We start from the raw sequence: 21,880 nt of genomic DNA on the forward strand, positions 1-21,880 counted from the left end.
AATTTACAGGAGGTGTTTCGATGAAAACAAGAAAGTTTGCCTTATGTCTGGCAGCGGTTTTTCTGGTGGCGATTTATATCAATATTCAGAGAAGCCATACTTTCACCCTTTCAAACGATGAAGGCACCATAAAGACAGAACAAATACAGCCACTTTGGGGAACTGTAAAAGTGAGCGGTGATTGTGATACTGAGGTGGTCTTTACCGATGTAGAGACTGGAGAAAAATACAGAATCGGATATATTACACAGGGCGTAACGGAAAGAATCAAACTCGAAAGAGGCAAATGGTATAAGGTGGCGGGCGGAGGCAACCTTACACTGAATCCGGTAAACATTCGAGTCGAATAAATGTAAGTTCCTTGCGGGCAGCTATGAAAGCTGAAGCTGAGAAGAGAGTTTTGAATATTCACATATGAAGGAGTACAGTTCTATGAATTACGGATGGGCAACTGTTTTCACTTTAGCGGCATGGTTTGCAGGGCTTGTGATTGATGTAAATGTGCGGGTCGGCGACCTCGGTTTACGAACCGTGCTTCCCGTCATCGTGATGGGCTGCTGCATCATGAAATTCATAAAGGACAACAATATTCAATAATCGATTTTTATTACATCCCTTGCGGGCGACCCTCAAAACGGTTGCCCGCTATTTTTATACCCTAAAATCTGAAGAAGGAGGCCAAAATGCCAAGCAAAACCGAAGAATATCTCGCCCTTGCCCAGCGCACGGCCAACGGCTTGACCCGGTACTGGGAAAGCTGGACGGACTACCTGACCACTGCATCCCGGTTGTACAAGTACCCCTTTGCAGACCAGTTGATGATCTACGCTCAGCGGCCCGATGCCACCGCCTGCGCCGAATTTGACATTTGGCGCAACCGGATGAACCGCTATGTGCGCCGGGGTGCCAAGGGCATTGCTCTGCTGGATGAATCCAGCGGATTCCCTCGCCTGCACTACGTTTTCGATGTGTCGGACACCGGGGTGCGCCGCAATTCCCGTGACCCGGAGGTGTGGCAGTTTAACGACGACCTGAAACAACCGGTTTCGGAAATGCTCGCCGCCACCTACGGCGTCAGCGGAGAGCGTGTCAGCCAGCAGCTTGCCGATGTTGCCGGGAAGCTGGTAGCAGATTACTGGGACAACAACGGTGGGGACATCCGCGCCATCGTTGACGGCTCGCTGCTAATGGATTATGATGAAGCCGGGGTGGAGATGCAGTTCAAAAGCGCAGCAGCAATGAGTGTCACCTACACGCTGCTGGAACGCTGCGGGTTTGAGCCTGCCGGGTGGTTCGACAAGGACGATTTTCAGGCAATCTACAATTTTTCCACCCCGGATGCCGTCTTTGCCCTCGGCGCAGCAGTCAGTGACATGAGCCGGGAGGTGCTGCGGAACATCGAGCGCACCGTAAAAACAACCATTCGCCGCCGAAACAATGAAAGGAGCCAGCATGAATATGAGCAGCAATCTGAGTTACACGCAGACCGGGGATTATCTTCTCCCGAACCTGACCCTGCATCAGCCGAAGACCCCGCTGGGCAAGTACAGCAGGATGCGCCTGAGCTTTCTGAGGCAGCAGCACCCGGCACTGTACAACACGATGCTCCTGAACGGGAGCCTGTACCCGCACCTGATGGAGGTGGAGCAGACGGCAGAAAGCCGGATGCAGCAGACCATGGCGCAGCTTCTGAAACAGAACCCGGCCCCGGACAAGGAGCAGAATCAGATGGCATGGGTGCAGCACATGAACAGCCTGCGGGCACAGGCAGAGGAACTGGTGCTGAACGAACTGATTTACAGTTAAGTTTCTTCGATGCCCACATTCCCACCGAAGCCAAACAAATTGAATCCATCGACCAAGCGGAGAGCAAAAAATCGCCCTCCGCTTTTGTTTTGTCGCAGGCTGAAATTGAGAATGAACTGCGCAAGCATGGTTCCGGTTTTCAGGATGGCAAGCAGCGGATCATCGAACTGTACCAGACACAGCCCGACCGCAAACTCCGCGCTAAAGCATTGGCGAAAGAGTACGGCATCGGCGGACATTCGCAGGATTTTCTGGATGGCAGCAGCGGTTTTGTAAATCATGATGGAAAAGGACTTGAATTTGACCACTACCCGGATCATCAAAAGGTTACGTTAAGCTGGACACAGGTCGAGAAATACATCGACCTGATGATTCAGTCTGACCGCTACCTGACCGATAAGGAAAAAGAGCATCGTGCCGCCGTGCAGGAAGCGGAACGACAGCTCCCAATGCTGGATGGTGAGCCGCTGCCGAATACAATGCTCTGAAAGAGCAGTACCCCAATACCCTGATTGGCTTTGAACTGGGCGGATATTTTCTGTTCTATGACAAAGATGCAATCACTGTAAAGGAAGTTTTTCGTTCTAATTTGCTGTCACAGGAAAATGCGCTGGGAAAAGTCAAAGTGACCGGCTTTTTGCGCAGAGAGTGGGTAGCAAAATCGCAGAAGCTGTGGGCCGAGGGCAACAGCATCTATCTAGCCGGACAGGGCGGAGATGGTACCCACCATCAGACAAAATATCTGCGAGAGGAAGATTATCTGCCGATCGGCATCATCATCAAGCTAGATGGCCGGGATTTCCGTGTGGATCACGTCAACTTCATGTTCAAATCCGTCAGCTTGCAGGACATGGACTTGACCAACAGCGGACAGCCCATCTTCCGGGTTGAACGGTTGCCCAATATCCGGGAACTGTATGAACAGCAGCAGGATGAAATTATTGACGTTTCTCCTGAAAAGGCTGTTGATTACAAGGTCGGTGACGAAGTTGTTGTTGACCTTCCCACCCGAACCATCGAAGGCAAAATCGGCTATGTTGGCGAAACCGATGTGCGCATCGACACCAGCGCGCATGGGCAGTCGTGGGATAACGAGGTACTCAACAAGCAGCAATTCGAGGACGGTCTGCGGCGGGATGAACCTACACCTGATGAGGAACTGGACAAGTTGCCTATCTCTGTGGAGGTCAATGGCGAGTGGCAGACCTTTCCGGATGCTGCTGCCGCAGACGAAGCCCTGAACGCTGAACCGATGCCGGAAGCCGCAGGAAATTTTCACATCACGGATGATAATTTGGGTGTCGGAGGCCCCAAGCAGAAATTCGCCCGCAATATTGAAGCCATCCAGACCTTGCGCACTTTGGAGCAGGAGCATCGCGGTGCCACCGCCGAGGAGCAGCAGGTGCTTTCGCAGTATGTAGGCTGGGGCGGTCTTGCAGATGTCTTTGACCCCAACAAGGAAAACTGGTCTGCCGAGTACACCCAACTGAAAGGGTTGCTCACCGAAGAGGAGTATGCCGCCGCCCGCGCTTCCACTCTGAATGCACACTATACCTCTCCGGTGGTAATTCGCGCCATCTATGATGCTGTGGAAAAGATGGGCTTCCAGTCTGGAAATATCTTGGAGCCTTCCATGGGTATTGGCAACTTTTTCGGTATGCTGCCCTCTGGCATGGCTGACAGCCGTCTGTATGGTGTGGAACTGGACAGTATCACGGGCCGGATTGCCCAAAAGCTGTACCCGGAGGCCAACATCAAGGTGGCCGGATTTGAAACCACGGATAGGCGGGATTTCTACGATTTAGCGGTCGGCAACGTACCGTTTGGCAATTACAAAGTCAACGATAAAGCGTACAACAAGCTGGGGCTTTCTATCCACAACTACTTTTTCGCCAAGACTATCGACCAAGTGCGACCGGGCGGCATCGTGGCGTTCGTCACCAGCCGCTATACTATGGACAGCAAGGACAGCACCGCCCGTAAGCACATGGCAGAACGGGCCGATTTGCTGGGTGCTATCCGTCTGCCGAATAATGCGTTTAAGGCGAACGCAGGCACCGAAGTCGTTTCGGACATCATCTTCCTGCAAAAGCGTGACCGCCCTGCGGACATTGAGCCTGCATGGGTGCAGCTTGGCAAGACCGAGGACGGCTTTGCCATCAGCCAGTATTTCGTAGACCACCCGGAGATGGTGCTGGGCGAGCTGACCACAGAAAGCACCCAATACGGACGAGAGGAATTGACCGTTTCCCCCATCGAGGGCGCAAACCTTTCCGACCAGCTTGCCGAAGCAGTGCAGCATATTGAGGGGCAATACACCGAAGTTGAGGTGGACACCCCCGACATTGCCGAGGAAGAAACCACCCGGCGCACCCTGCCTGCCGACCCGGAGGTGAAGAACTTTTCCTACACCGTGGTGGACGGCGAGGTGTTCTACCGGGAAAATTCCGTGATGACGCAGGTGGAGCTGTCCGACAACGCCAAAGGCCGTGTAGCTGGTATGGTGGAGTTGCGGCAGATCGTCAACGAACTGATTGACCAGCAGTTGAACGACTTCCCGGACGAGGACATTAAGGCATCGCAAGCAGAATTGAACGCCGCCTACGATGCCTTTACTGCAAAATACGGGCTGATCAACGACAAGAAAAATGCCCGCCTGTTCGATGATGACAGTTCCTACTATCTGCTCTGCTCACTGGAGAATCTGGACGAGAATAAAAATCTCAAGTCCAAGGCAGATATGTTCACCAAGCGGACGATTCGGCCAGAGCGTGTTGTCACCAGCGTGGATACCCCCAGCGAAGCGTTGGCGGTGTCCATCGGGGAACACGGCAAAGTAGACCTGCCTTATATGGCAGAACTGCTGGGCACTCCCGGCAACTATGAGCGCATCACCACCGAACTCTCCGGCGTGATCTTCAAAGATCCTGCCGCCGATGCAGACGACCCGGAAGCAGGCTGGCAGACTGCGGACGAATACCTTTCGGGTAATGTACGCGATAAGCTGCGGATGGCACAGCTTGCTGCGGAAAGTCACCCGGAGTTCAAGGTTAATGTGGACGCACTGACCAAGGCACAGCCCAAAGATCTGGAGGCATCTGAAATTGATGTGCGTTTGGGTGCCACTTGGCTTGCCCCCTCCATCGTACAGCAGTTTATGATGGAAACTTTTCAGCCGCCCTATCGTATCCGCTACAACAATGCCATCACCGTTCGCTACTCCCCTTACACTTCCGAATGGCGAATCAGCAATAAATCTGCTACTGGCTTTGGTGACATTATGGCCACCGAAACCTACGGTACCCGCAGGGCCAATGCTTACAAGATTTTGGAAGACACCTTGAATTTGCGTGATAGCCGCGTTTATGATACCATCGAGGAGGATGGCAAGGAAAAACGTGTGCTGAATCAGAACGAAACCACCCTCGCCCAGCAGAAACAGCAGGCCATCAAGGACGCTTTTGCTGGCTGGGTCTGGAAAGACCCGCAGCGGCGCGCCTTACTGGTAAAGAAGTACAACGAGCTTTTTAACAGCACCCGCCCCCGTGAATACGATGGTTCTCACATTCATTTTGTGGGCATGAACCCAGAGATCAATTTGCGAGAGCATCAGCGCAATGCGGTTGCCCATGTGCTGTATGGGTACAACACCCTTTTGGCGCACGAAGTCGGTGCTGGCAAGAGTTTTGAGATGGCGGCTTCCGCTATGGAACTGAAACGTCTGGGCTTGTGTCAGAAAAGTCTTTTTGTCGTGCCAAACCATTTGACGGAACAATGGGCCAGCGAGTTTTTACGCCTGTACCCCAATGCGAAGCTGCTGGTTACCAGCAAGAAAGATTTTGAACCCGGTAATCGAAAAAAATTCTGTGCGAGAATTGCGACCGGTGACTACGATGCAGTTATCATCGGACACAGCCAGTTTGAAAAGATACCCTTGTCCGCAGAACGACAGGAGCGTCTGATTCAGGAACAGATGGATGAAATCGAGGAGGCCATCGAAGAAGCGAAAGCACAGGTTGGCGAGCATTTCACAGTAAAGCAGCTGGAAAAGTTGCGCAAGTCTCTGAAACAGAAACTGGAAAAGCTGCAAGGCGCAGACCGTAAAGATGATGTGGTTACGTTTGAACAATTGGGCGTAGACAGGTTGTTTGTGGATGAGAGCCAAGCGTTTAAGAACCGTGCGAAACGTTGTGCATAAGCCCTTGTTGACAGCAAGGACGAAAAGCACCATGTGATTGCACTTAGCAATAAGAAAATATCACAGAGAACTTTAATCTCAAAATCAGGGGTGAAATTCCTCTGCCGTACAGAACCAATGTCGAGGAACAAAGTTCCAGAGAATAGGTCAAAATTCAAGACAGTACGAGAGCTAATACTCCACTGTGCGTTGCCACCTGTAAGTGTGCATTGTACAGAGCGTGGTGAAGGCGTAACCTGAAAACCTAAACCTCTGCAAAGAGGCATGGACAATAATGGTGCGGGCTTCCGAAACCCATGGCTATCCGTTAGGGAAAGCTATGCAGCATCGTAAGAGTTGACTCCATCCGAAAGGGTGAACCTTGGAAAAAGTGTGTGTGGCTGGTTTTTCCGTACACGCCCTGTGGGATGAAATCCCCATCAGGAACCGTGCAGCAACTGTGGTTCAAAGCACGGTTAGATTTTCCCGGTGTAAGGTAGCGGCCTAAGGGTTTCAGAATAAGGATAGAGATTAGGGAACGTTTGAGAGCCTATTGTTGGAGCGTTACAGCGCATTGAAAACAACAGGAAGTCAGCCGTATCATAGTAGTCTGGGCTGGGTAATGCCAGTCATACGGAATTGAAATATTCCATGGCGAAGGATACGAGTCAAATCGATTTGTAAATTTCACAAAACGAAAATCCTATAACTCCCTGAAAGATGGGTGACGAACTGCGAGGTGAAAACCTTGTGCATTTGAACGTCAGATTTTCAACGGAAACGGAACTTAAAAAGATTCAGGATTTTCTCTATGAGAAGTCCGGTCAAGGAGTATCGTTCACCGGTCTGGTGGAAGCGATGGCTAATGAAGTGACCATTGTAACTGCCGTCCACAATATCAAGTCCAACAAAGGCAGCAGAACTGCTGGCGTGGATAAGATAAAAATGGACAAATACCTTCAAATGCCCAAAGATGAGCTTATTTTATTGATTCAATCGAGTTTTCGCAACTACCGCCCCAAACCAGCCCGCCGTGAATATATCGAAAAGAGTAACGGCAAGAAAAGACCGCTGGGTATCCCCACTGTATTGGACAGGATCATACAGGAGTGCGTGCGTATCATTATCGAGCCGATCTGTGAAGCGAGATTTTATCCGCAAAGCTACGGCTTTCGCCCCTATCGGGCACAGAAACACGCAATCCGGGGTATCATCAATGTCATAAATGCTGGATGTAAATCGCCCGACCAACCCGTGTGGGCTATTGAGGGTGACATCAAGGGATGCTTCGACAATATCAATCACCGCCTGCTGCTCCAAAAACTCTGGAGAATCGGTATCCATGACAAGCGTGTGCTGAAAATTATCAGTCAGATGCTAAAAGCTGGATATATGGAAAATGACCTGTTTCATGCAACAGAGCTTGGTACACCGCAGGGAGGAATCCTCTCACCGCTTTTATCCAATGTTTATCTCAACGATTTCGATTGGTATGTTGGTCGTATGTATATGGAGCCGCACAGACAGTGCAAGCATAAAGGCAACGACACAAGGCGTTTGAAATGGGCTGGTGTAACGCCAAAGTACAATTATCGCTACGCCGATGATTGGGTGATTCTGACGTCAACGGAGAAGGAAGCACTCCGCTTGAAACGTGTCTTGACAAAATATTTTCGGAACAGAATGAAACTCGAATTGTCGCAGGAAAAGACCTATGTAACAGACCTGCGGACAAACGGTATACACTTTCTTGGCTTTGTGGTAAAGGCCGAACGAAAACGGAAAACTCCTGACCCGGCAACATGGACGAAACATCTGGTTGGAAAGCCGCTGCCGGATATGGAACGGTTAGGAAAGAAGATTAAGAAACTGCTCGAAGAAGTGCACCGCATAGAACTTTGTCAAAAAGTCAATGTGCAGGCTGCGCAAATTCAGTACGTCAACTCTGTCATTATGGGTATGGCACAGTACTTGCAGACATCCATCTGCTCTCATGCCTACCATGCGATAGACCGCAGAGTAAACAACGCTGCACTGACTGTATGGAAAAAGCTGTACCCCAAACGGTACAACTCCATGCAGGTGCCGCTGAAGGTGCTTTGCAATCTTCCTGACCGACACAAGGGCTACGACAGTAAGACATTTGCTGTATGGGTCGAAGGAAAATGGTTTGGTATAACTTATGCGTTCATCACGCATAGTCACTATGAACCCAAGCCATTTGACCAGAAAATGACGCCGTATACAGTGGAAGGGCGCAGACGGTATGTGAGCTATCGTGCTAAGCACAAGCCACTGCCATGTGACCGTCCATCCGTTAACTCCCCGAACGATATTGCAATGTCAGCATACGCAAAGGGAAGGATGAATTTTGAGTATTATATGAACCGGGAGTATGCTTACAGCAGGGACAAAGGAAAATGTAAATGCTGTGGAAATGCCTTCTCACCCGTGCTTCAAAAGCATTGTCACCACGTTAAAAACAAGCTTCCACTTGATAGAATCAATAAAGTGCCAAATCTGGTTTGGCTGTGTGAACCATGCCACCGCATGGTTCACAACAGTCCAATACCGCCTGAACTTGATGCAAAGACGGTAGGCAAAATCATGAAATACCGCGAAAAACTTAAACTGTGAAATTTACAACCACTCTGTGTCCGTGAGAACACAGCAGTGTTGAAATCTGAAGGAAGAAAGTAAATCGATTTGATGGTACGCCGGGTGCGCTGAAAGGTGCACGCCCGGCGTGAGGTGGGGGAAAACTTGGAGATTACTTCAAAAAGTTACCTATCACAACAAAGCAGACTACTCTGCGGACTGCTTCGCAGCCGCAGAGGTGCTGCACATTCTACTTGTACACGAAAATGCGTAATGTCGCAGGTTTGAGTACGAGTGAGGCACAAAAATCCAGCGATATGTTCGGCAAGTGTCGCTATCTGGATGAAATCACCGGTGGCCGTGGCGTGATTTTTGCAACGGGTACGCCCCTGAGCAACAGCATGACCGAGATGTACACCCTCATGCGCTACCTTCAGTACAACACCTTGCAGCAGAAAGGGTTGACCCATTTTGATGCGTGGGCATCCACCTTCGGTGAGACGACCACGGCCATTGAACTTGCGCCCGAAGGCACCGGATACCGTGCACGCACTCGTTTTGCGAAGTTCTTCAACTTGCCTGAACTGATGGCGATGTTCAAAGAAGCAGCAGATATCAAAACCAGCGACCAGCTTCATCTCCCAGTGCCTGATGCAAAATTTGAGACGGTGGTGGTCAAACCTTCGGAAATCCAACAGGATATGGTGCAGGCGTTGAGCGAACGTGCAGCCGAAGTCCACAGCGGTTCTGTTGACCCCTCTGTGGATAATATGTTGAAAATCACGTCGGATGGCCGCAAAATCGGTCTTGATCAGCGGTTGATGAACTCGGCTCTGCCTGATGACCCCAGCAGTAAGTTGAATGCCTGCGTCAACAACGTCCTGCGCATCTGGAACGACACCAAGGAACAGAAGCTGACCCAGCTGATTTTCTGCGATATGTCTACTCCAAAGGGTGACGGTTCGTTCAACGTCTATGACGATATCCGCTCCAAGCTGCTCACTGCTGGTGTGCCGGAGCAGGAAATCGAGTTCATCCACAACGCAGATACGGAGAACAAGAAAGCAGAACTTTTCTCCAAGGTGCGCAGCGGACAGGTGCGTGTGCTGCTGGGCAGCACTGCAAAAATGGGAGCCGGTACAAATGTCCAGACGCTTCTTGTGGCAGTGCATCATCTGGATGTAGGCTGGCGTCCGTCGGATATGACTCAGCGCAATGGCAGAATCATCCGTCAAGGCAATCAAAACAAACAAGTGTACGTCTATAATTACGTCACTGAATCGACATTTGACGCCTACTTGTACCAGACCTTAGAGAATAAGCAGAAGTTCATTTCGCAGATCATGACGAGCAAGTCGCCTATGCGCTCCTGCGATGATATTGATGAGCAGGCTCTGTCTTACGCTGAAATCAAGGCTCTGTGTGCTGGTGACCCGCGCATCCGGGAAAAGATGGATTTGGACGTGCAGGTGGCAAAATTGAAAGTTCTGCGCGGTGACTTCCAGAATCAGAAATATCGTCTGGAAGATAAGCTGCTCAAAACATTCCCAGAAGAAATCCAGAAACAGAAAACCCACATTGCTGCTTTGCAGCAGGATTCACAGATTGCAGCAGCACACCCGCAGGACAAAGAAAACTTCTGCGGTATGACCATCAAAGGTATGGTGTACGATGACAAAAAGGCTGCGGGCGAACGGCTGCTGCTGGCTCGGCAGGAGATGCCCAATGCCGATATGATGCTGCTGGGCACCTACCGTGGCTTTGAACTGAACATCCGGTTCGACAGCTTCAAGAATGAGCATCAAGCCGTTCTCCGGGCAGAGTTGAGCTATCCGGTATCGCTGGGCGATGATGCGCGCGGCAATATCACTCGTCTGGACAATGCCATCGACAACTTTACGGACCGTATTGCAGACGCTGAAAATGCTCTGCAAAATCTGGAGCAGCAGAAACAGGCTGCAGAGGTCGAAGTGGCAAAGCCCTTTGCACAGGAGGAAGAACTGGCCGAAAAGTCTGCCCGCCTTGCTGAATTGAACGCCTTGCTGAACATCGACCGTGACCGCAGTTCCTCGCAGGATGTTCCCGAAGAAACCGAGGAAACCGAAACACCTGCAACTCGTCCGTCTGTGCTGGCTGCACTGGGGGAAAAGACCAATCAGCCGGAGCCTGTCAAACCGTTCCGCAGCTATTATGATAAGGATGGTGATGCACGATGAACGAAAAGCGGGATGAAACCATCATCCTGCGCTTGAGCAAAACAGAAAAGAACCGTATCTATGAAAAGATGCTCAGCATGGGCATCCGAAGCCTGAGTTCCTATATCCGCAAGATGGCACTGGACGGCTATTGCCTGAACCTCGACTTGAAAGAACTGCAACGCATGGCATATCTCTTGCAGATGTGCAGCAACAACTTGAACCAGTACGCCAAGTGTGCCAACGAGTGCGGCAAGGTCTACGCCGCCGACATGGAAGATCTGCGGCAGCGTCTGGATGAACTGATTGACATTGGCAAGCAAATTCTTTCCAAGTTGGCAGAGCTATAAAAATTCCCGCAGTTGGAGGACTGCGGGTGTACATATAATGCTTGACATCCTTGCAACGTAGTAGTCGATACCTTTATAATAAGGGCGAACAGAAAGGAAGTGCTTGATATGGTGTCTATGCTGAAGAAAATTGTTCTTTTCCCGATTTCTCTATTTGTGGCGTTTCTAGCTCTGATGGCAAGGTGGCTGCTAACCCTGTCCAGCTATGTAGTTGCTCCGCTGATGCTCTACATCTTCGGCTGCGGCATCTACACTGCTTACCGTCAGACCTGGAATCAGTTCCTTATCTTGCTGGTAGCCGAATTCCTCTGCTTTGTCTTCTTTTTCGGTGCAACTGCCATCACCGAGGGCATCGGGCGGTTCAGTGAGTGGTTGGCCGAACTGTAAGGAGCATTTTCAACCTTTTGCCGCCTTCGGGCGGCTTTTTCTTTTATGGGGGTGATTTAGGATGGCCGCGACACGGCTGATCGCGCTGCACAAAAACAAAGGCAAGTCGGTTGCGGCCTGTCTGAAAAGCCGTACAGACTATGTACAGAATCCCGACAAGACTGAGCATGGCGAACTGATTAGCAGCTACGAATGCAGTCCTTTGACGGTGGATGAAGAATTTATGCTGTCCAAACGGCAGTATGAACTTGTCACTGGGCGCAGACAAAAAAGTGACGTGATTGCCTATCAGATCCGGCAGTCGTTCAAACCCGGCGAGATCACCGCCGAAGAAGCCAACAAGGTGGGTTATGAGCTGGCAATGCGTTTCACCAAAGGCAAGTATGCGTTTATCGTTGCAACCCACACGGACCGGGAACACATTCACAATCATATTATTTACAACTCCACTGCGCTGGACAGCACCAGGAAATTCCGTGATTTTCTATTGTCCGGGCTGGCTGTGCAACGGTTGAGCGATTTGATTTGTCTGGAACATCAACTGTCTGTCATTGAAATCAAGCCGTACCGAGAGCGACAAAAGTGCACCCTTTATCCACCCAGAGAAAGTAATCGAGATAAGTTGTGTGCCGGAATTGACAACATCCTGCTGAACGAGAAACCTGCAAGTTTCGAGGGCTTCCTTCAAAAGCTGGAACAGCAGGGCTACGAAATCAAACGGGGAAAGTACACTTCGGTCAAAGGCACACGGCAGAAACGATTCATCCGGTTCCGCACTTTGGGCGCAGGATACAGCGAAGAAGAACTGAAAGCTGTTATCTCTGGGGAAGCCGAACACCATCCCCGGCAGAAGCAGAAGCGCATCGTATCGGAACAAAAGTTTCAGATGCTGGTGGACATTCAGGCAAAGCTGGCCGAGGGAAAGAGCATGGGGTATGCTCGCTGGGCAAAGCGATATAATCTGAAAGAAATGTCCAAGACGCTGATTTTCTTACAGGAGCATAAAATCGGCAGCATTAAAGAAATGCAGGAACGTGTGGATGCAGCAACTGCTCGCTATCACGAACTGGGCGATTCAATCAAAGCAGCAGAAACGCGCATGACCGAGATTGCCGTTCTGCGGACGCACATCGTTAATTATGCCCGGACACGCCCGGTCTATGACGCCTACCGCAAAGCCGGGTACCGTAAGAGCTTTCTGGATGCCCATCGGGAAGAAATCACGCTGCATAAGGCTGCAAAAACTGCTTTTGATGAAGCTGGATTGAAAAAGCTGCCAAAGGCTAAGGACTTGAGCATCGAATACGCTGAACTTCTGAAAAAGAAGAAAGAAGCATACCCGGACTATCGTAAGGCACGAGATGAGATGCAGGAGTTGATGAAAGCTCAGAAAAATGTAGAGATGTTCTTTGCAGAGGAAAAAAGTACAACCGAAAAAGAACAAGCACGATAAACGAAATCCGCCGAGGATTCTTCCCGTTTTTTTCGGGAGGATTCCTCGGCGGATTTTGCTTTTGAAAACTGATTTCTAAGAATGTGAATTCAAAATACCAAAATTATTCAGTCAAGCCAAAAAGGTAAACCACACAAATGCAGCAGTTGCACATATCATCAGAACCAGCAGTATCGTACTTGCAAGTTTCTTCTCAATGGAAACTTTCTGATTTTCGCATAGGACAATCTGCTGAAGATTGTGAAATTCGGCTTCGCTGACATTTCCATTTAATGCTTTCCATGCAGTGCAGCGATCTGTAACCAGCAAAAAATCGGACAGCATTTCCATAAAGATGACAGCGAAAAATGCCAGAGAAAAGAACCACATCCCATTCCATTGAAGTTCTGTCAACACACTCTGAAGGCTTGCAGGCTTTAATGACACTAACGAAATAATGTAAATCAACGTGTTGCAGAATTCTCTTGCTAATGGCCCTTTTTGTTTAAGAAAATCCATTTTCAACCCTTTCCTTACAAACGGAGTGACTTAACCACCAATAGCCTGATAGTAATCCGTTTTAGAACGAATCAAAGAACCGTTTAACTTGTATTCTTTGACAGTTTGATGGTAGCAATTTTCGAAATATGTGACTTATTGCTGCTGATTAGCTCCATCCTGTAAGCACCCCAAAAGATGTACGTAAAGCCTCTTGCCTGCATATTTAAGAGAAAGCGGATATGCTCTTTTACCATTGATTTGAATGTAGCCATTTTCAGAAACCGTTATGCGAATATCTGGCATTCCGTCCATTGTTTCACCAAAAGCTATCGTGAGTTCATTGAGTGCACCGCTATCACCAGAACCACCAGCATAATCAGTGACAAAATATGTCTGCTCAAAAGTTTTGGCAATATCTATATATGTCAGGTCATCCTTTTCAAATAGCCAAGACTGGTCAATTTGAGCACCATTAGTGTCTACTGTAAGATGGTATGCTGATACTATCCTGCATTGTTTCAATGGACGTTCTATTATTACAAAGTGAGTGACTTTTATACAAATCAGTATAATCGCCAAAATCAAGGTCACAGTCATTGTGATTGCTTTTGCTTTTTTTCTCATCATAAATAGACAATACACCTCCAATTTCTTGCTCCTAATAGGAGCTTTTGCTTAGTCAACGTAGCTTGCCTTATGTTTGTGACAGCTTTTTTGAAAAAATCTCTGCTTTTCGTTATGTTTGTATACTTGTACAAAAAAGCTCCATACCATTTGTGAATCTCAACAAATAGCATGGAGTTTCATATTAAAATACGTTTTCAGCAATTTTCATAATCTCATCTCGTGAAATGTTTCCCATAATCGTGTTTGAAACGCCTCCTCGCTCCCAGCTTAAAATATAAACGGTGTCTCCGTTTTCGCTTGCACTCGTTCCCAAAGTTGCATCTGCGTCTCCAACTTTTACATTCTCATAAGTTGTATGCTCATTATCAAACGAGGACTGCTGCCCCGGCTGTATAATGGAGCAGCGAACAGTATATCCCTTGCCGCTTTCTTTTGACGAGTAAACGTGCAAAAAGTTTTCTGCTCTTTCAAATTCCTGCTCACGATCTCGTTCAAATCCATCCAGCACATAATTGTCGCTATACCCATTCGGGAGCTGCTCCAACGGCTCGCCATCCACCTGATATGTCAGCTGCATCTCAACAGGCAGGAATTTCTGAATCATCGTATAGACCGCCTTGCGGAAGTCTGCGCTTACTGCAAGCGCGCCGAGAGTTAAAATTACCAGCGTCATGGCTGCAACAAGCACTCGTTTCAGCACCGGACGGCGTTTATGCAATGCCGCTTTCAGGCGAGCATCCCATCGGGAAGTGTCCGGGTAGCGTTCTTCAAGCTGTGCCGGAGTTGGCAGCTCGTCCAGTTCTTTCTGTGCATCTGCACGGAGTGCCATCATCAAGGCTGCATCAAAAGAGATCTCTGTCCGCTCACTCACGGCTGTTCAACTCCTTCCACAATAGTTTTCTTCCACGGAAAAGCCGCATCCGAACCACATCATCCGTCAGTCCAAGCGATTCGGCAATCTCCCGGTTGGTGTAGCCCATTGCCAAAAGGCGAAGAGGATCACGGTACATCGGTTTCATCTGTCTAATCAGTTCTGTCAGATGTTGGATGTTATCAGTACTGACTGCTGCATCATCCGGCACCGGGGCTCCATCTGGTGCGTCCGGGATTTCTTCCAGCAGTTCTTCCCGCTGCTTGCGAAGCATATCGTATGCACGGCTTCTACTACAACTAACGAGATAAGCTGCGAGTTCGTGACAGTTTTCTCGATGAATTTTAGAAAAATTTTTAGCGACGTATAAAAACACCTCTTGCAGCACATCCTCTGCCAGATATGAATCGCCCATAATTTTGTAAGCGGTATGGTAGACCAGCCGCTTGTAGGTATTATATACATCTATAAATTGTTCTTCTTTGCTTTGATCGTCAAGAACAGCTAAGTACAGGGAAAGCAACACAATCACCTCCAACGGATTCGCATGGATTGGATGTAGTGTACCATGAACCAGCGAAAATGTCGAATGTTTTCCGTTCTAAACGAAGAACAGCCAGCATCATGACCTTACTTACCGTTGAGGCCGTTGCTGGCTGTTCGTTTGGTTTGAGATGTTTCCATCAAAATTGCAGAGTGCAAATGTCTTGAAGCTCTACCTTATATAAATAGAAGCGTTTTGAAAAAACGCGCAGCCTGCATCGGAACGGTGCAGAATGAAGGGGATTGGGCACAGCCCAACAAGCATTTTGCAACGAAAAAATGGCGTTTGTATAGACAAAAGCCCTGCTTGCCACTTAGCGACAGCCCTTAACTTTCTTAATGCCCTCGGCTGTGGCTTCTATTACAACAAGCTCTTTTTCATTCATAGAATTTAGGAGCACATCAATGTGCTTTCTGCAAGAGCTTGACCTTGCCCCTCCGTCCGCATGAATAAACTGGTCAACTGAAACGTCAAACATGGTAATGAGTTTAACAAAAAGGTCGAAACTGGGATACTGACCTTTGTTCTCAATCTTCATAATGGTACGGGAGTCACGGTCTACTAATTCCGCAACATAGGCTTGTGTCCATCCCTTTTCTTCTCTGGCTCGTTTGAGAGCCGCCCCGAGGCCGTGAAAGTCAAACCTTCTTTCTTCTTGGTTCATTCTCATATCACCCTATATCATTGTACATTTCGGGTCGGGTTATGAGAATGTAATGAGATTTTACACAAAGTAGTATTTCATTTCATCAATATGCAGCCTCCAACTTGTACTATTCGAGATAAAGAACTATAATGTACTCTGTGGAGGTGCGAAATGGACTATATGACATTGAAAGAGGCCGCCGAGAAGTGGGGCGTGACACCTCGTAGAGTAAATTACTATTGCGCTGCTGGGCGTATCCCCGGCGCCGTGAAAATGGCCGGTGTTTGGCTGCTCCCCAAGGAAATAGCCAAACCCGCAGATAGACGATATAAAAAGCAGGTGAAAAACGAAAATGAAAATTCTGTTGGTTGAGGATGATTTGGAAATCAGCAAGTTATTAGCTGAATTTTTACAGGAAAATGGATATGAAGTTTTTTGCCAATATGACGGGCTTCATGTATTGGATTGCCTGCGAGAAAATAAGATCGACTTGATTTTGCTTGATATTATGCTTCCATATCGAAATGGTGATACCGTACTTACAGCAGTAAGAGAATGTTCTACGGTTCCAATCATTGTTATTTCTGCCAAAGGAACAACACAAAACAAAGTAGATTTACTGCGCCTCGGTGCAGATGATTATATTACAAAACCGTTTGATATGGAGGAAGTTCTGGCTAGAATTGAAAGTAATCTCCGTCGAGTTCAATTTCAAAAAGATAATCCTACCCATTTACGTCATGGCGATTTGGTTTTGGATTTGAACGATAATACCGCCTTTTTGCAAGGCAGCGAATTGACTTTGACGGCAAAAGAATTTGCAATTTTAGAGTTGCTGATGAAATACCCGGATAAAATATTCTCAAAAGCAAATTTATTTCAAAGTGTTTGGAACGCCGAGTATATCAGTGAGGATAACACATTAAATGTTCACATAAGCAATCTTCGTAACAAATTAAAAGCCGTTTGCCCGGACAAGGACTTTATTGATACTGTTTGGGGTATTGGGTACCGTTTACACAAAGCCAGAGATTAAACCTCTGGCTTTAGATATTCTTTAGAGTTTTCTGTTTGGATTTAAGAAATTCTTTACGATTGCCTCTTACAATCAAAGATAAAGGAGGCTGACGATATGAGTCCTATTATTTTAGAAGCACACGACTTGACAAAAAAATATCGGCATACTGTTGCCTTAGATCATATTGACTTGCAAATTGAGAAAGGGAAAATCTACGGTTTTATCGGTCAGAACGGAGCAGGTAAAACTACTTTTCTGCGATTGGTTACAGGGCTGGCATTCCCGACCAGCGGTACTTTAGGCTTATGGGGAAAGAGTTCGGCAAAAGATTTGCAGGAACAGAGAAAGCGGATTGGCTGCATGATTGAAACACCTGCACTATTTCCGGCCATGACAGCTTATCAAAATATGGAGATACAACGCATCCAACGCGGCATCCCCGATAAAACAGTGATTGAAAAGACTTTGAATATGGTTGGCTTAAAGGACACTGGAAAAAAGAGTGTTCGCAATTTTTCTTTGGGTATGAGGCAACGGCTGGGAATTGCAATCGCTCTCTTGAACACGCCAGAATTTTTAATTCTCGATGAACCGATCAACGGACTTGACCCTGCCGGGATTGTCGAAGTCAGAAATTTGCTGAAATCCTTGAACAAGGAATATGGAATGACAATTTTGGTGTCCAGCCATATTTTGGAAGAATTATACCAAACTGCAACAGAATTTATTTTAATTGACAAAGGAAAAATCATTGAAGAAATCTCCGATCAAGAATTGAATGAACGGTGTAAACGGCATATTGCAATCAAGGCTACCGACCCGCAAAAGGCGCTGCTTGTATTGGAAGAAAAACTTCATACAGAAAATTTCAAGTTGATGCCGGATGGGACAATTCGCCTGTACGATTATCTTGATGATTTGGAAAAAGTCGCGGCTGTTTTGTCGGATGCGCATATCCTCGTTACAGGGCTTTCTGTATCCGGCGATACATTGGAAGATTACTTTTTAAGTAAGATAGGAGGTTCAGAAAATGTTAAATCTCCTAAATACTGAGTTTTATAAACTGTTTCATAGCCGGTACTTTTGGGGGATTGTGGCGTTTAATCTTTTTTTGAGCAGTGTGCTGCTGTTAGACAGTATTGGAGAAACATCCAGTCTATTCTTTGCATCACTATATAATGTGCCTATTCTCTTTTTTCTGGCAATCGTCTTTTCTGCGTTGTTTGTTGGAAATGACTTTGGACAAAGAACGCTGCAATCATATATCATTGCAGGCCATAACCGAGGACAGATATTACTTGCAAAACTGATCGCCTATCAAATAGCCTGCATAACGATTTTAGCTTTACCATTACTGGTACATGGATTGATTGGTAGGCTTTGCTTCAAAGAAAGTTTCGTGAGTGTTAGCGGCAATCTCTATACCGTTTTGGTAGTTGTAGTTTCTTTATTTGCAATGTGCCTGTTGCCGTTTTTCTTTGCGCTTCTGTTTCGTGATATAGGAAAAACTTTAGCTGTCCCGATGGTTCTCTTTTTCCTGATGATATTCTTGATGAATGGAGATCAAGCACTCTTTATTTCGCGAATATTGCCAATGGGACAGCTCCGACTGATTGCATTGCAGCAATTTACCCCATCTATGGTGCAATTTGTTTTCACAGATTTTTTGTGGATATTTATTTTATATTTTGGCGCTTATTTGGGATTTAAGCATTCCGATTTGAAGTGACAGGGAAGTGTCGAAATGAGCAATCTATTAAAAATGGAAAGATACCAATTATCACATAATTTCTTGTATTGGTGTGGCATGGTAGGCATCTTTCTAATTGGCTTTTTTACGGCAGAAACTTATGTCCCGGAAGTTATGGGAACAACCGGCGGGGCGGCTACTTCCCTTGCGGATATTTTTAACGGAATGGTTTATGACTCTACATTTCTTCTCATTCTGATGTCCAGTATTTTAGCTTTGATTTTAGGACAGGAGTTTTCTTATCGGACAGTAGATCTTGAAATAACTGCGGGCCATTCCAGAAAATCAATCTTCTTTTCAAAGGTAATCACATATTTGATTGCGTTTAACGTCATGGCTCTTGTTTATCCCATTGCCGGGTGTATAAGAGAATTTTTCAGATTTGGATTTATTGACGGAGGAAACTTTATTTATCAGGCTGCTAAGGCGGTTCTATACTCTTTACTTTTGAACAGTGCTACTTTTTTCATTGCAATCTGGATTTGCTTTTCACTGCGTAATTCTGCAAAAGCGATTGCTGTTACAGCCGTTACAACGTTTGTACTTAGTCTTTATCTGGGTTTTGGAATGATGTTGAAATTTCCAGTAGCTTTTTTGCCAACTTATCAAATAAGGGAGGCAGTTACCAGCACAGCAATCTTCCAACCATTCCCGATTTTGATTGGAATTGTTTGGGTTGTTACGTTGTTGATTTTATCATGGTGCAGCTTTCGAAAATGTGAATTAAAATAGATTTCAATTAGAAAACGGAAAGAAGGAGGTGTCTAAAATAGAGCTACTGCTATTGATTGTATTTTTGCTGTTGCTTATCTTGCTATTCAAATATCTTCAAACAAAACGGCAAATCCGCAATCTATCAAAACAGATAGCTGAATTGGTAAATGGCAAATCCGAGAAAATGCTGGACATCTCTTTAATTGACAAAGATTTGGAACAACTGGCAGGAATACTAAACCAGTATAACGATAATCAAAGGCAGTTGATTGCCAGTACGCTTCGCCACGAAAACTATCTGAAAGAGTCGATTGCAAATATTTCACATGATCTACGGACACCATTGACCGTTATACTCGGACATTTACAGCTATTAAGAAAAGAAACTCTGACAGACAAGCAGGAACAGCGAATAGAAACCATTTTTCACAAAGCAGAAAGAATGAAAGAATTGGTACAGACTTTTTATGACCTGTCTATTTTGGATGCCGAGCAGATAACACCCCGGCGAGAAGATTTTAACCTGTCTAATTTGCTGATAAATCTTATTACAGAGAATGCTCCTGCATTGGAAGCAAAAAATATATCCCCTGAAATTGATTTGCCACCCCATTCTGTCTATCTCAATTCTGATTACAGCATGGTGGAAAGGATTTTACAAAATCTACTGACAAATGCGATACGTTATTCATCCGGCGACATAAAAATGGGCTTAAAGCAGACAAGGAAAAATAGGGCTATTTTCACGATTGAAAATCCGATAGATAGCAAAACTGAAATAAATCCCGCCCGCCTCTTTGAACGATTTTATACAGGGGACGCATCCAGACACAACAGTGGTACAGGAGTAGGACTTGCGGTTGTAAAGTTACTGACGGATAAACTAGGCGGCAATGTTTCTGCTGAAATTAAATCCAATGTATTGACTGTGACACTCGAAATCCATTAATTTTTCATTCATCTGCCGGACGATGGCAAAAGAAAAAAAGCCGTCGTATGGCGGAAAACAATATTCCCTACAAGGTGCGGGCGGCACTGCTTCCGGTTCCGCTGAATACACCAATGCCTACCGGAGCAATGTCTCAATCCCTGTGGTACATTGCAGTTCGTTCCGGGGATGTCCACCGGGTGCAGCACTATCTTCGCACAGAAAGGGATACCTAAGATGGAGCAGTTATCGGCAAGTCTGCTGTTAACGGTTGGCATCCTGCTGCTGATCGCAGGGGTGATTTTTGCCATTCTCCAAGTATGGCCCTATACCGACCTTCTCTGGGCAGGTGCGTTTGGATGCCTGATGGCAGCTCTGAACTTTCGGGATTCCAAAAACGACGGCGGCTAAAGCACACGGCATCGTAGTGCACGGTCAATGCGGAAATACGAGCTACACCCGATTTTCCATATCGAGTGATATAGATTTGGCTTTGGGGGAGGATTGTCTATTGTATGCAAAAAATTGAAGTTGTTGTTCGCATCACAAAGGATCACTGCCCACCGCAAGAGCAGACGATTTTTGAATGGTTCGATTTGATGCGGAATCCCACAGACGCTCTGAGCCGTCCCGATCTGGAAATCAACTTGGAACACCACCGTGTTTTCAAACACGGAACAGAGGTGTACATGAGTCGTTATGAATACGGTGTTTTGAGTTTGATGGCACAGCATCCGGGCAAACTGTTTACAAAGGAGCAGATCTTTGAAGCAGTCTGGCATAAGGACAGCGAAAGCTATTTGAGAGCCGTCACCAGCACGATCGGTCGAATCCGCCAGAAAATAGAGGATGACAAAGATCACCCCCGTTATATTAAAACGGTTTCCAACATTGGATATCAATTTGTCCCATCATCGGAATCGGTGCGATTGAATCGCAATCTGTAATAAAAGCCATACCGTGAGATCCTAGTAGGATTCTTCGGTATGGCTTTATCGTTTTCTACGCTGTACGAAATCGGCATCCTTGCATAGATGACCAAGAATATTCTAAAATAGAGATAACTTAATTCAGGAGGTCAAACCATGCAAACATTTGAAGAAGTATTGACCCACTTCCATAGCTTTTTAGAGTCTGCGACCTATTTGGACGTTGTTCCATGCCGCTGGGGATATGTAAGGCTTTTCAATGAGGGCGACCCTATCAATTTCAATGCAATTCTTTGCCGCACACCACAAGAACTATATACGGCATTGGCAAATGATTTGGAAACAGAGATTCAGATCAGCTTGGGAATCGACTGAATTGGTATGAAATTGGTTTGTTTTTGGGTTCG

At 46.8% G+C, this 21,880-nt stretch carries 22 protein-coding genes and 2 pseudogenes; 19 read left to right on the forward strand and 5 right to left on the reverse strand.

All coding sequences use genetic code 11. The annotated features are described in order from the left end of the window. The first annotated feature begins 20 nt into the window (after positions 1 to 20). The 10 genes and pseudogenes from MTP42_RS10000 to MTP42_RS10045 all read left to right on the forward strand — a co-directional run bounded on the left by MTP42_RS10000 (position 21) and on the right by MTP42_RS10045 (position 12,966). Positions 21 to 350 carry a hypothetical protein gene (locus MTP42_RS10000; RefSeq protein ID WP_112149035.1) on the forward strand — a complete coding sequence of 110 codons (330 nt, stop codon included), beginning with the start codon at positions 21 to 23 and terminating at the stop codon, positions 348 to 350. A gap of 82 nt (positions 351 to 432) precedes the next feature. Further along, entirely contained in the window at positions 433 to 597 is a 165-nt protein-coding gene (locus MTP42_RS10005) for a hypothetical protein (protein WP_173014779.1), read from the forward strand. A gap of 855 nt (positions 598 to 1,452) precedes the next feature. Beyond that, positions 1,453 to 1,806: a TnpV protein gene (locus MTP42_RS10010; protein ID WP_223452112.1), complete on the forward strand. Its 354-nt coding sequence runs from the start codon at positions 1,453 to 1,455 to the stop codon at positions 1,804 to 1,806. After that, on the forward strand, positions 1,734 to 2,294 hold the full coding sequence (locus MTP42_RS14755; RefSeq protein WP_249257225.1) for a hypothetical protein: 561 nt from the start codon (positions 1,734 to 1,736) through the stop codon (positions 2,292 to 2,294). Before MTP42_RS10010 ends, MTP42_RS14755 begins: the two co-directional genes overlap by 73 nt. A 35-nt stretch (positions 2,295 to 2,329) precedes the next feature. Beyond that, a pseudogene (locus MTP42_RS10020) lies at positions 2,330 to 5,983 on the forward strand (DEAD/DEAH box helicase family protein); the annotation flags it as partial. 720 nt (positions 5,984 to 6,703) lie between these two features. Next, positions 6,704 to 8,620, forward strand: coding sequence for a group II intron reverse transcriptase/maturase (gene ltrA / locus MTP42_RS10025; RefSeq protein WP_242960739.1), 1,917 nt, complete (start codon positions 6,704 to 6,706; stop codon positions 8,618 to 8,620). A gap of 212 nt (positions 8,621 to 8,832) precedes the next feature. Further along, a pseudogene (locus MTP42_RS10030) lies at positions 8,833 to 10,797 on the forward strand (helicase-related protein); the annotation flags it as partial. Next, on the forward strand, positions 10,794 to 11,126 hold the full coding sequence (locus tag MTP42_RS10035) for a plasmid mobilization protein (protein ID WP_249257227.1): 333 nt from the start codon (positions 10,794 to 10,796) through the stop codon (positions 11,124 to 11,126). The pseudogene MTP42_RS10030 and the gene MTP42_RS10035, both read left to right, overlap by 4 nt. 108 nt (positions 11,127 to 11,234) lie before the next feature. Continuing rightward, positions 11,235 to 11,513 (forward strand): hypothetical protein, encoded by a 279-nt coding sequence (locus tag MTP42_RS10040; RefSeq protein ID WP_156069460.1) that lies wholly within the window; start codon positions 11,235 to 11,237, stop codon positions 11,511 to 11,513. A 61-nt stretch (positions 11,514 to 11,574) separates the two neighbouring features. Then, entirely contained in the window at positions 11,575 to 12,966 is a 1,392-nt protein-coding gene (locus MTP42_RS10045) for a relaxase/mobilization nuclease domain-containing protein (protein ID WP_249257228.1), read from the forward strand. Positions 12,967 to 13,077: 111 nt separating this feature from the next. Here MTP42_RS10045 and MTP42_RS10050 read toward each other — a convergent pair whose 3' ends face one another. The 5 genes from MTP42_RS10050 to MTP42_RS10070 form a co-directional block, all read right to left on the reverse strand. After that, positions 13,078 to 13,464 carry a hypothetical protein gene (locus tag MTP42_RS10050; RefSeq protein ID WP_249257229.1) on the reverse strand — a complete coding sequence of 129 codons (387 nt, stop codon included), beginning with the start codon at positions 13,462 to 13,464 and terminating at the stop codon, positions 13,078 to 13,080. A 135-nt stretch (positions 13,465 to 13,599) separates the two neighbouring features. Next, on the reverse strand, positions 13,600 to 14,073 hold the full coding sequence (locus MTP42_RS10055) for a hypothetical protein (protein WP_249257230.1): 474 nt from the start codon (positions 14,071 to 14,073) through the stop codon (positions 13,600 to 13,602). A 181-nt stretch (positions 14,074 to 14,254) separates the two neighbouring features. After that, a complete protein-coding gene (locus tag MTP42_RS10060; RefSeq protein WP_249257231.1) occupies positions 14,255 to 14,944 on the reverse strand; it encodes a DUF4367 domain-containing protein in 690 nt (229 codons plus the stop codon). Beyond that, positions 14,937 to 15,470 carry an RNA polymerase sigma factor gene (locus tag MTP42_RS10065; RefSeq protein WP_249257232.1) on the reverse strand — a complete coding sequence of 178 codons (534 nt, stop codon included), beginning with the start codon at positions 15,468 to 15,470 and terminating at the stop codon, positions 14,937 to 14,939. The genes MTP42_RS10060 and MTP42_RS10065 overlap by 8 nt, the downstream gene beginning before the upstream one ends. Positions 15,471 to 15,801: 331 nt before the next feature. After that, positions 15,802 to 16,158, reverse strand: a complete 357-nt coding sequence (locus MTP42_RS10070; protein ID WP_249257233.1) for a helix-turn-helix transcriptional regulator — start codon at positions 16,156 to 16,158, stop codon at positions 15,802 to 15,804. Positions 16,159 to 16,305: 147 nt separating this feature from the next. On the opposite strand from MTP42_RS10070, the gene MTP42_RS10075 reads away from it, so the two are divergent. From MTP42_RS10075 to MTP42_RS10115, 9 genes are all read left to right on the forward strand, one after another. After that, a complete protein-coding gene (locus MTP42_RS10075; protein ID WP_005946656.1) occupies positions 16,306 to 16,506 on the forward strand; it encodes a helix-turn-helix domain-containing protein in 201 nt (66 codons plus the stop codon). Further along, positions 16,487 to 17,170, forward strand: a complete 684-nt coding sequence (locus MTP42_RS10080; RefSeq protein ID WP_005946654.1) for a response regulator transcription factor — start codon at positions 16,487 to 16,489, stop codon at positions 17,168 to 17,170. The genes MTP42_RS10075 and MTP42_RS10080 overlap by 20 nt, the downstream gene beginning before the upstream one ends. 96 nt (positions 17,171 to 17,266) lie before the next feature. Next, a complete protein-coding gene (locus tag MTP42_RS10085) occupies positions 17,267 to 18,205 on the forward strand; it encodes an ABC transporter ATP-binding protein (RefSeq protein ID WP_005946652.1) in 939 nt (312 codons plus the stop codon). Continuing rightward, positions 18,183 to 18,881, forward strand: coding sequence for an ABC transporter permease (locus tag MTP42_RS10090; RefSeq protein WP_249257234.1), 699 nt, complete (start codon positions 18,183 to 18,185; stop codon positions 18,879 to 18,881). The genes MTP42_RS10085 and MTP42_RS10090 overlap by 23 nt, the downstream gene beginning before the upstream one ends. Positions 18,882 to 18,896: 15 nt before the next feature. Beyond that, positions 18,897 to 19,634, forward strand: a complete 738-nt coding sequence (locus tag MTP42_RS10095; protein WP_249249756.1) for an ABC transporter permease — start codon at positions 18,897 to 18,899, stop codon at positions 19,632 to 19,634. 28 nt (positions 19,635 to 19,662) lie between these two features. Next, on the forward strand, positions 19,663 to 20,565 hold the full coding sequence (locus MTP42_RS10100) for a sensor histidine kinase (RefSeq protein ID WP_249249765.1): 903 nt from the start codon (positions 19,663 to 19,665) through the stop codon (positions 20,563 to 20,565). A 216-nt stretch (positions 20,566 to 20,781) separates the two neighbouring features. Further along, positions 20,782 to 20,955, forward strand: a complete 174-nt coding sequence (locus MTP42_RS10105) for a hypothetical protein (protein WP_249249769.1) — start codon at positions 20,782 to 20,784, stop codon at positions 20,953 to 20,955. 104 nt (positions 20,956 to 21,059) lie between these two features. Next, a complete protein-coding gene (locus tag MTP42_RS10110; RefSeq protein WP_005946641.1) occupies positions 21,060 to 21,491 on the forward strand; it encodes a winged helix-turn-helix domain-containing protein in 432 nt (143 codons plus the stop codon). Between the two features lie 138 nt (positions 21,492 to 21,629). Beyond that, a complete protein-coding gene (locus MTP42_RS10115) occupies positions 21,630 to 21,848 on the forward strand; it encodes a hypothetical protein (protein ID WP_097773622.1) in 219 nt (72 codons plus the stop codon). Positions 21,849 to 21,880 lie beyond the last annotated feature (32 nt).

Origin of the sequence: Faecalibacterium sp. I2-3-92 (assembly GCF_023347315.1) — a bacterium.
In the GTDB taxonomy this organism is placed as follows: domain Bacteria; phylum Bacillota; class Clostridia; order Oscillospirales; family Ruminococcaceae; genus Faecalibacterium; species Faecalibacterium duncaniae.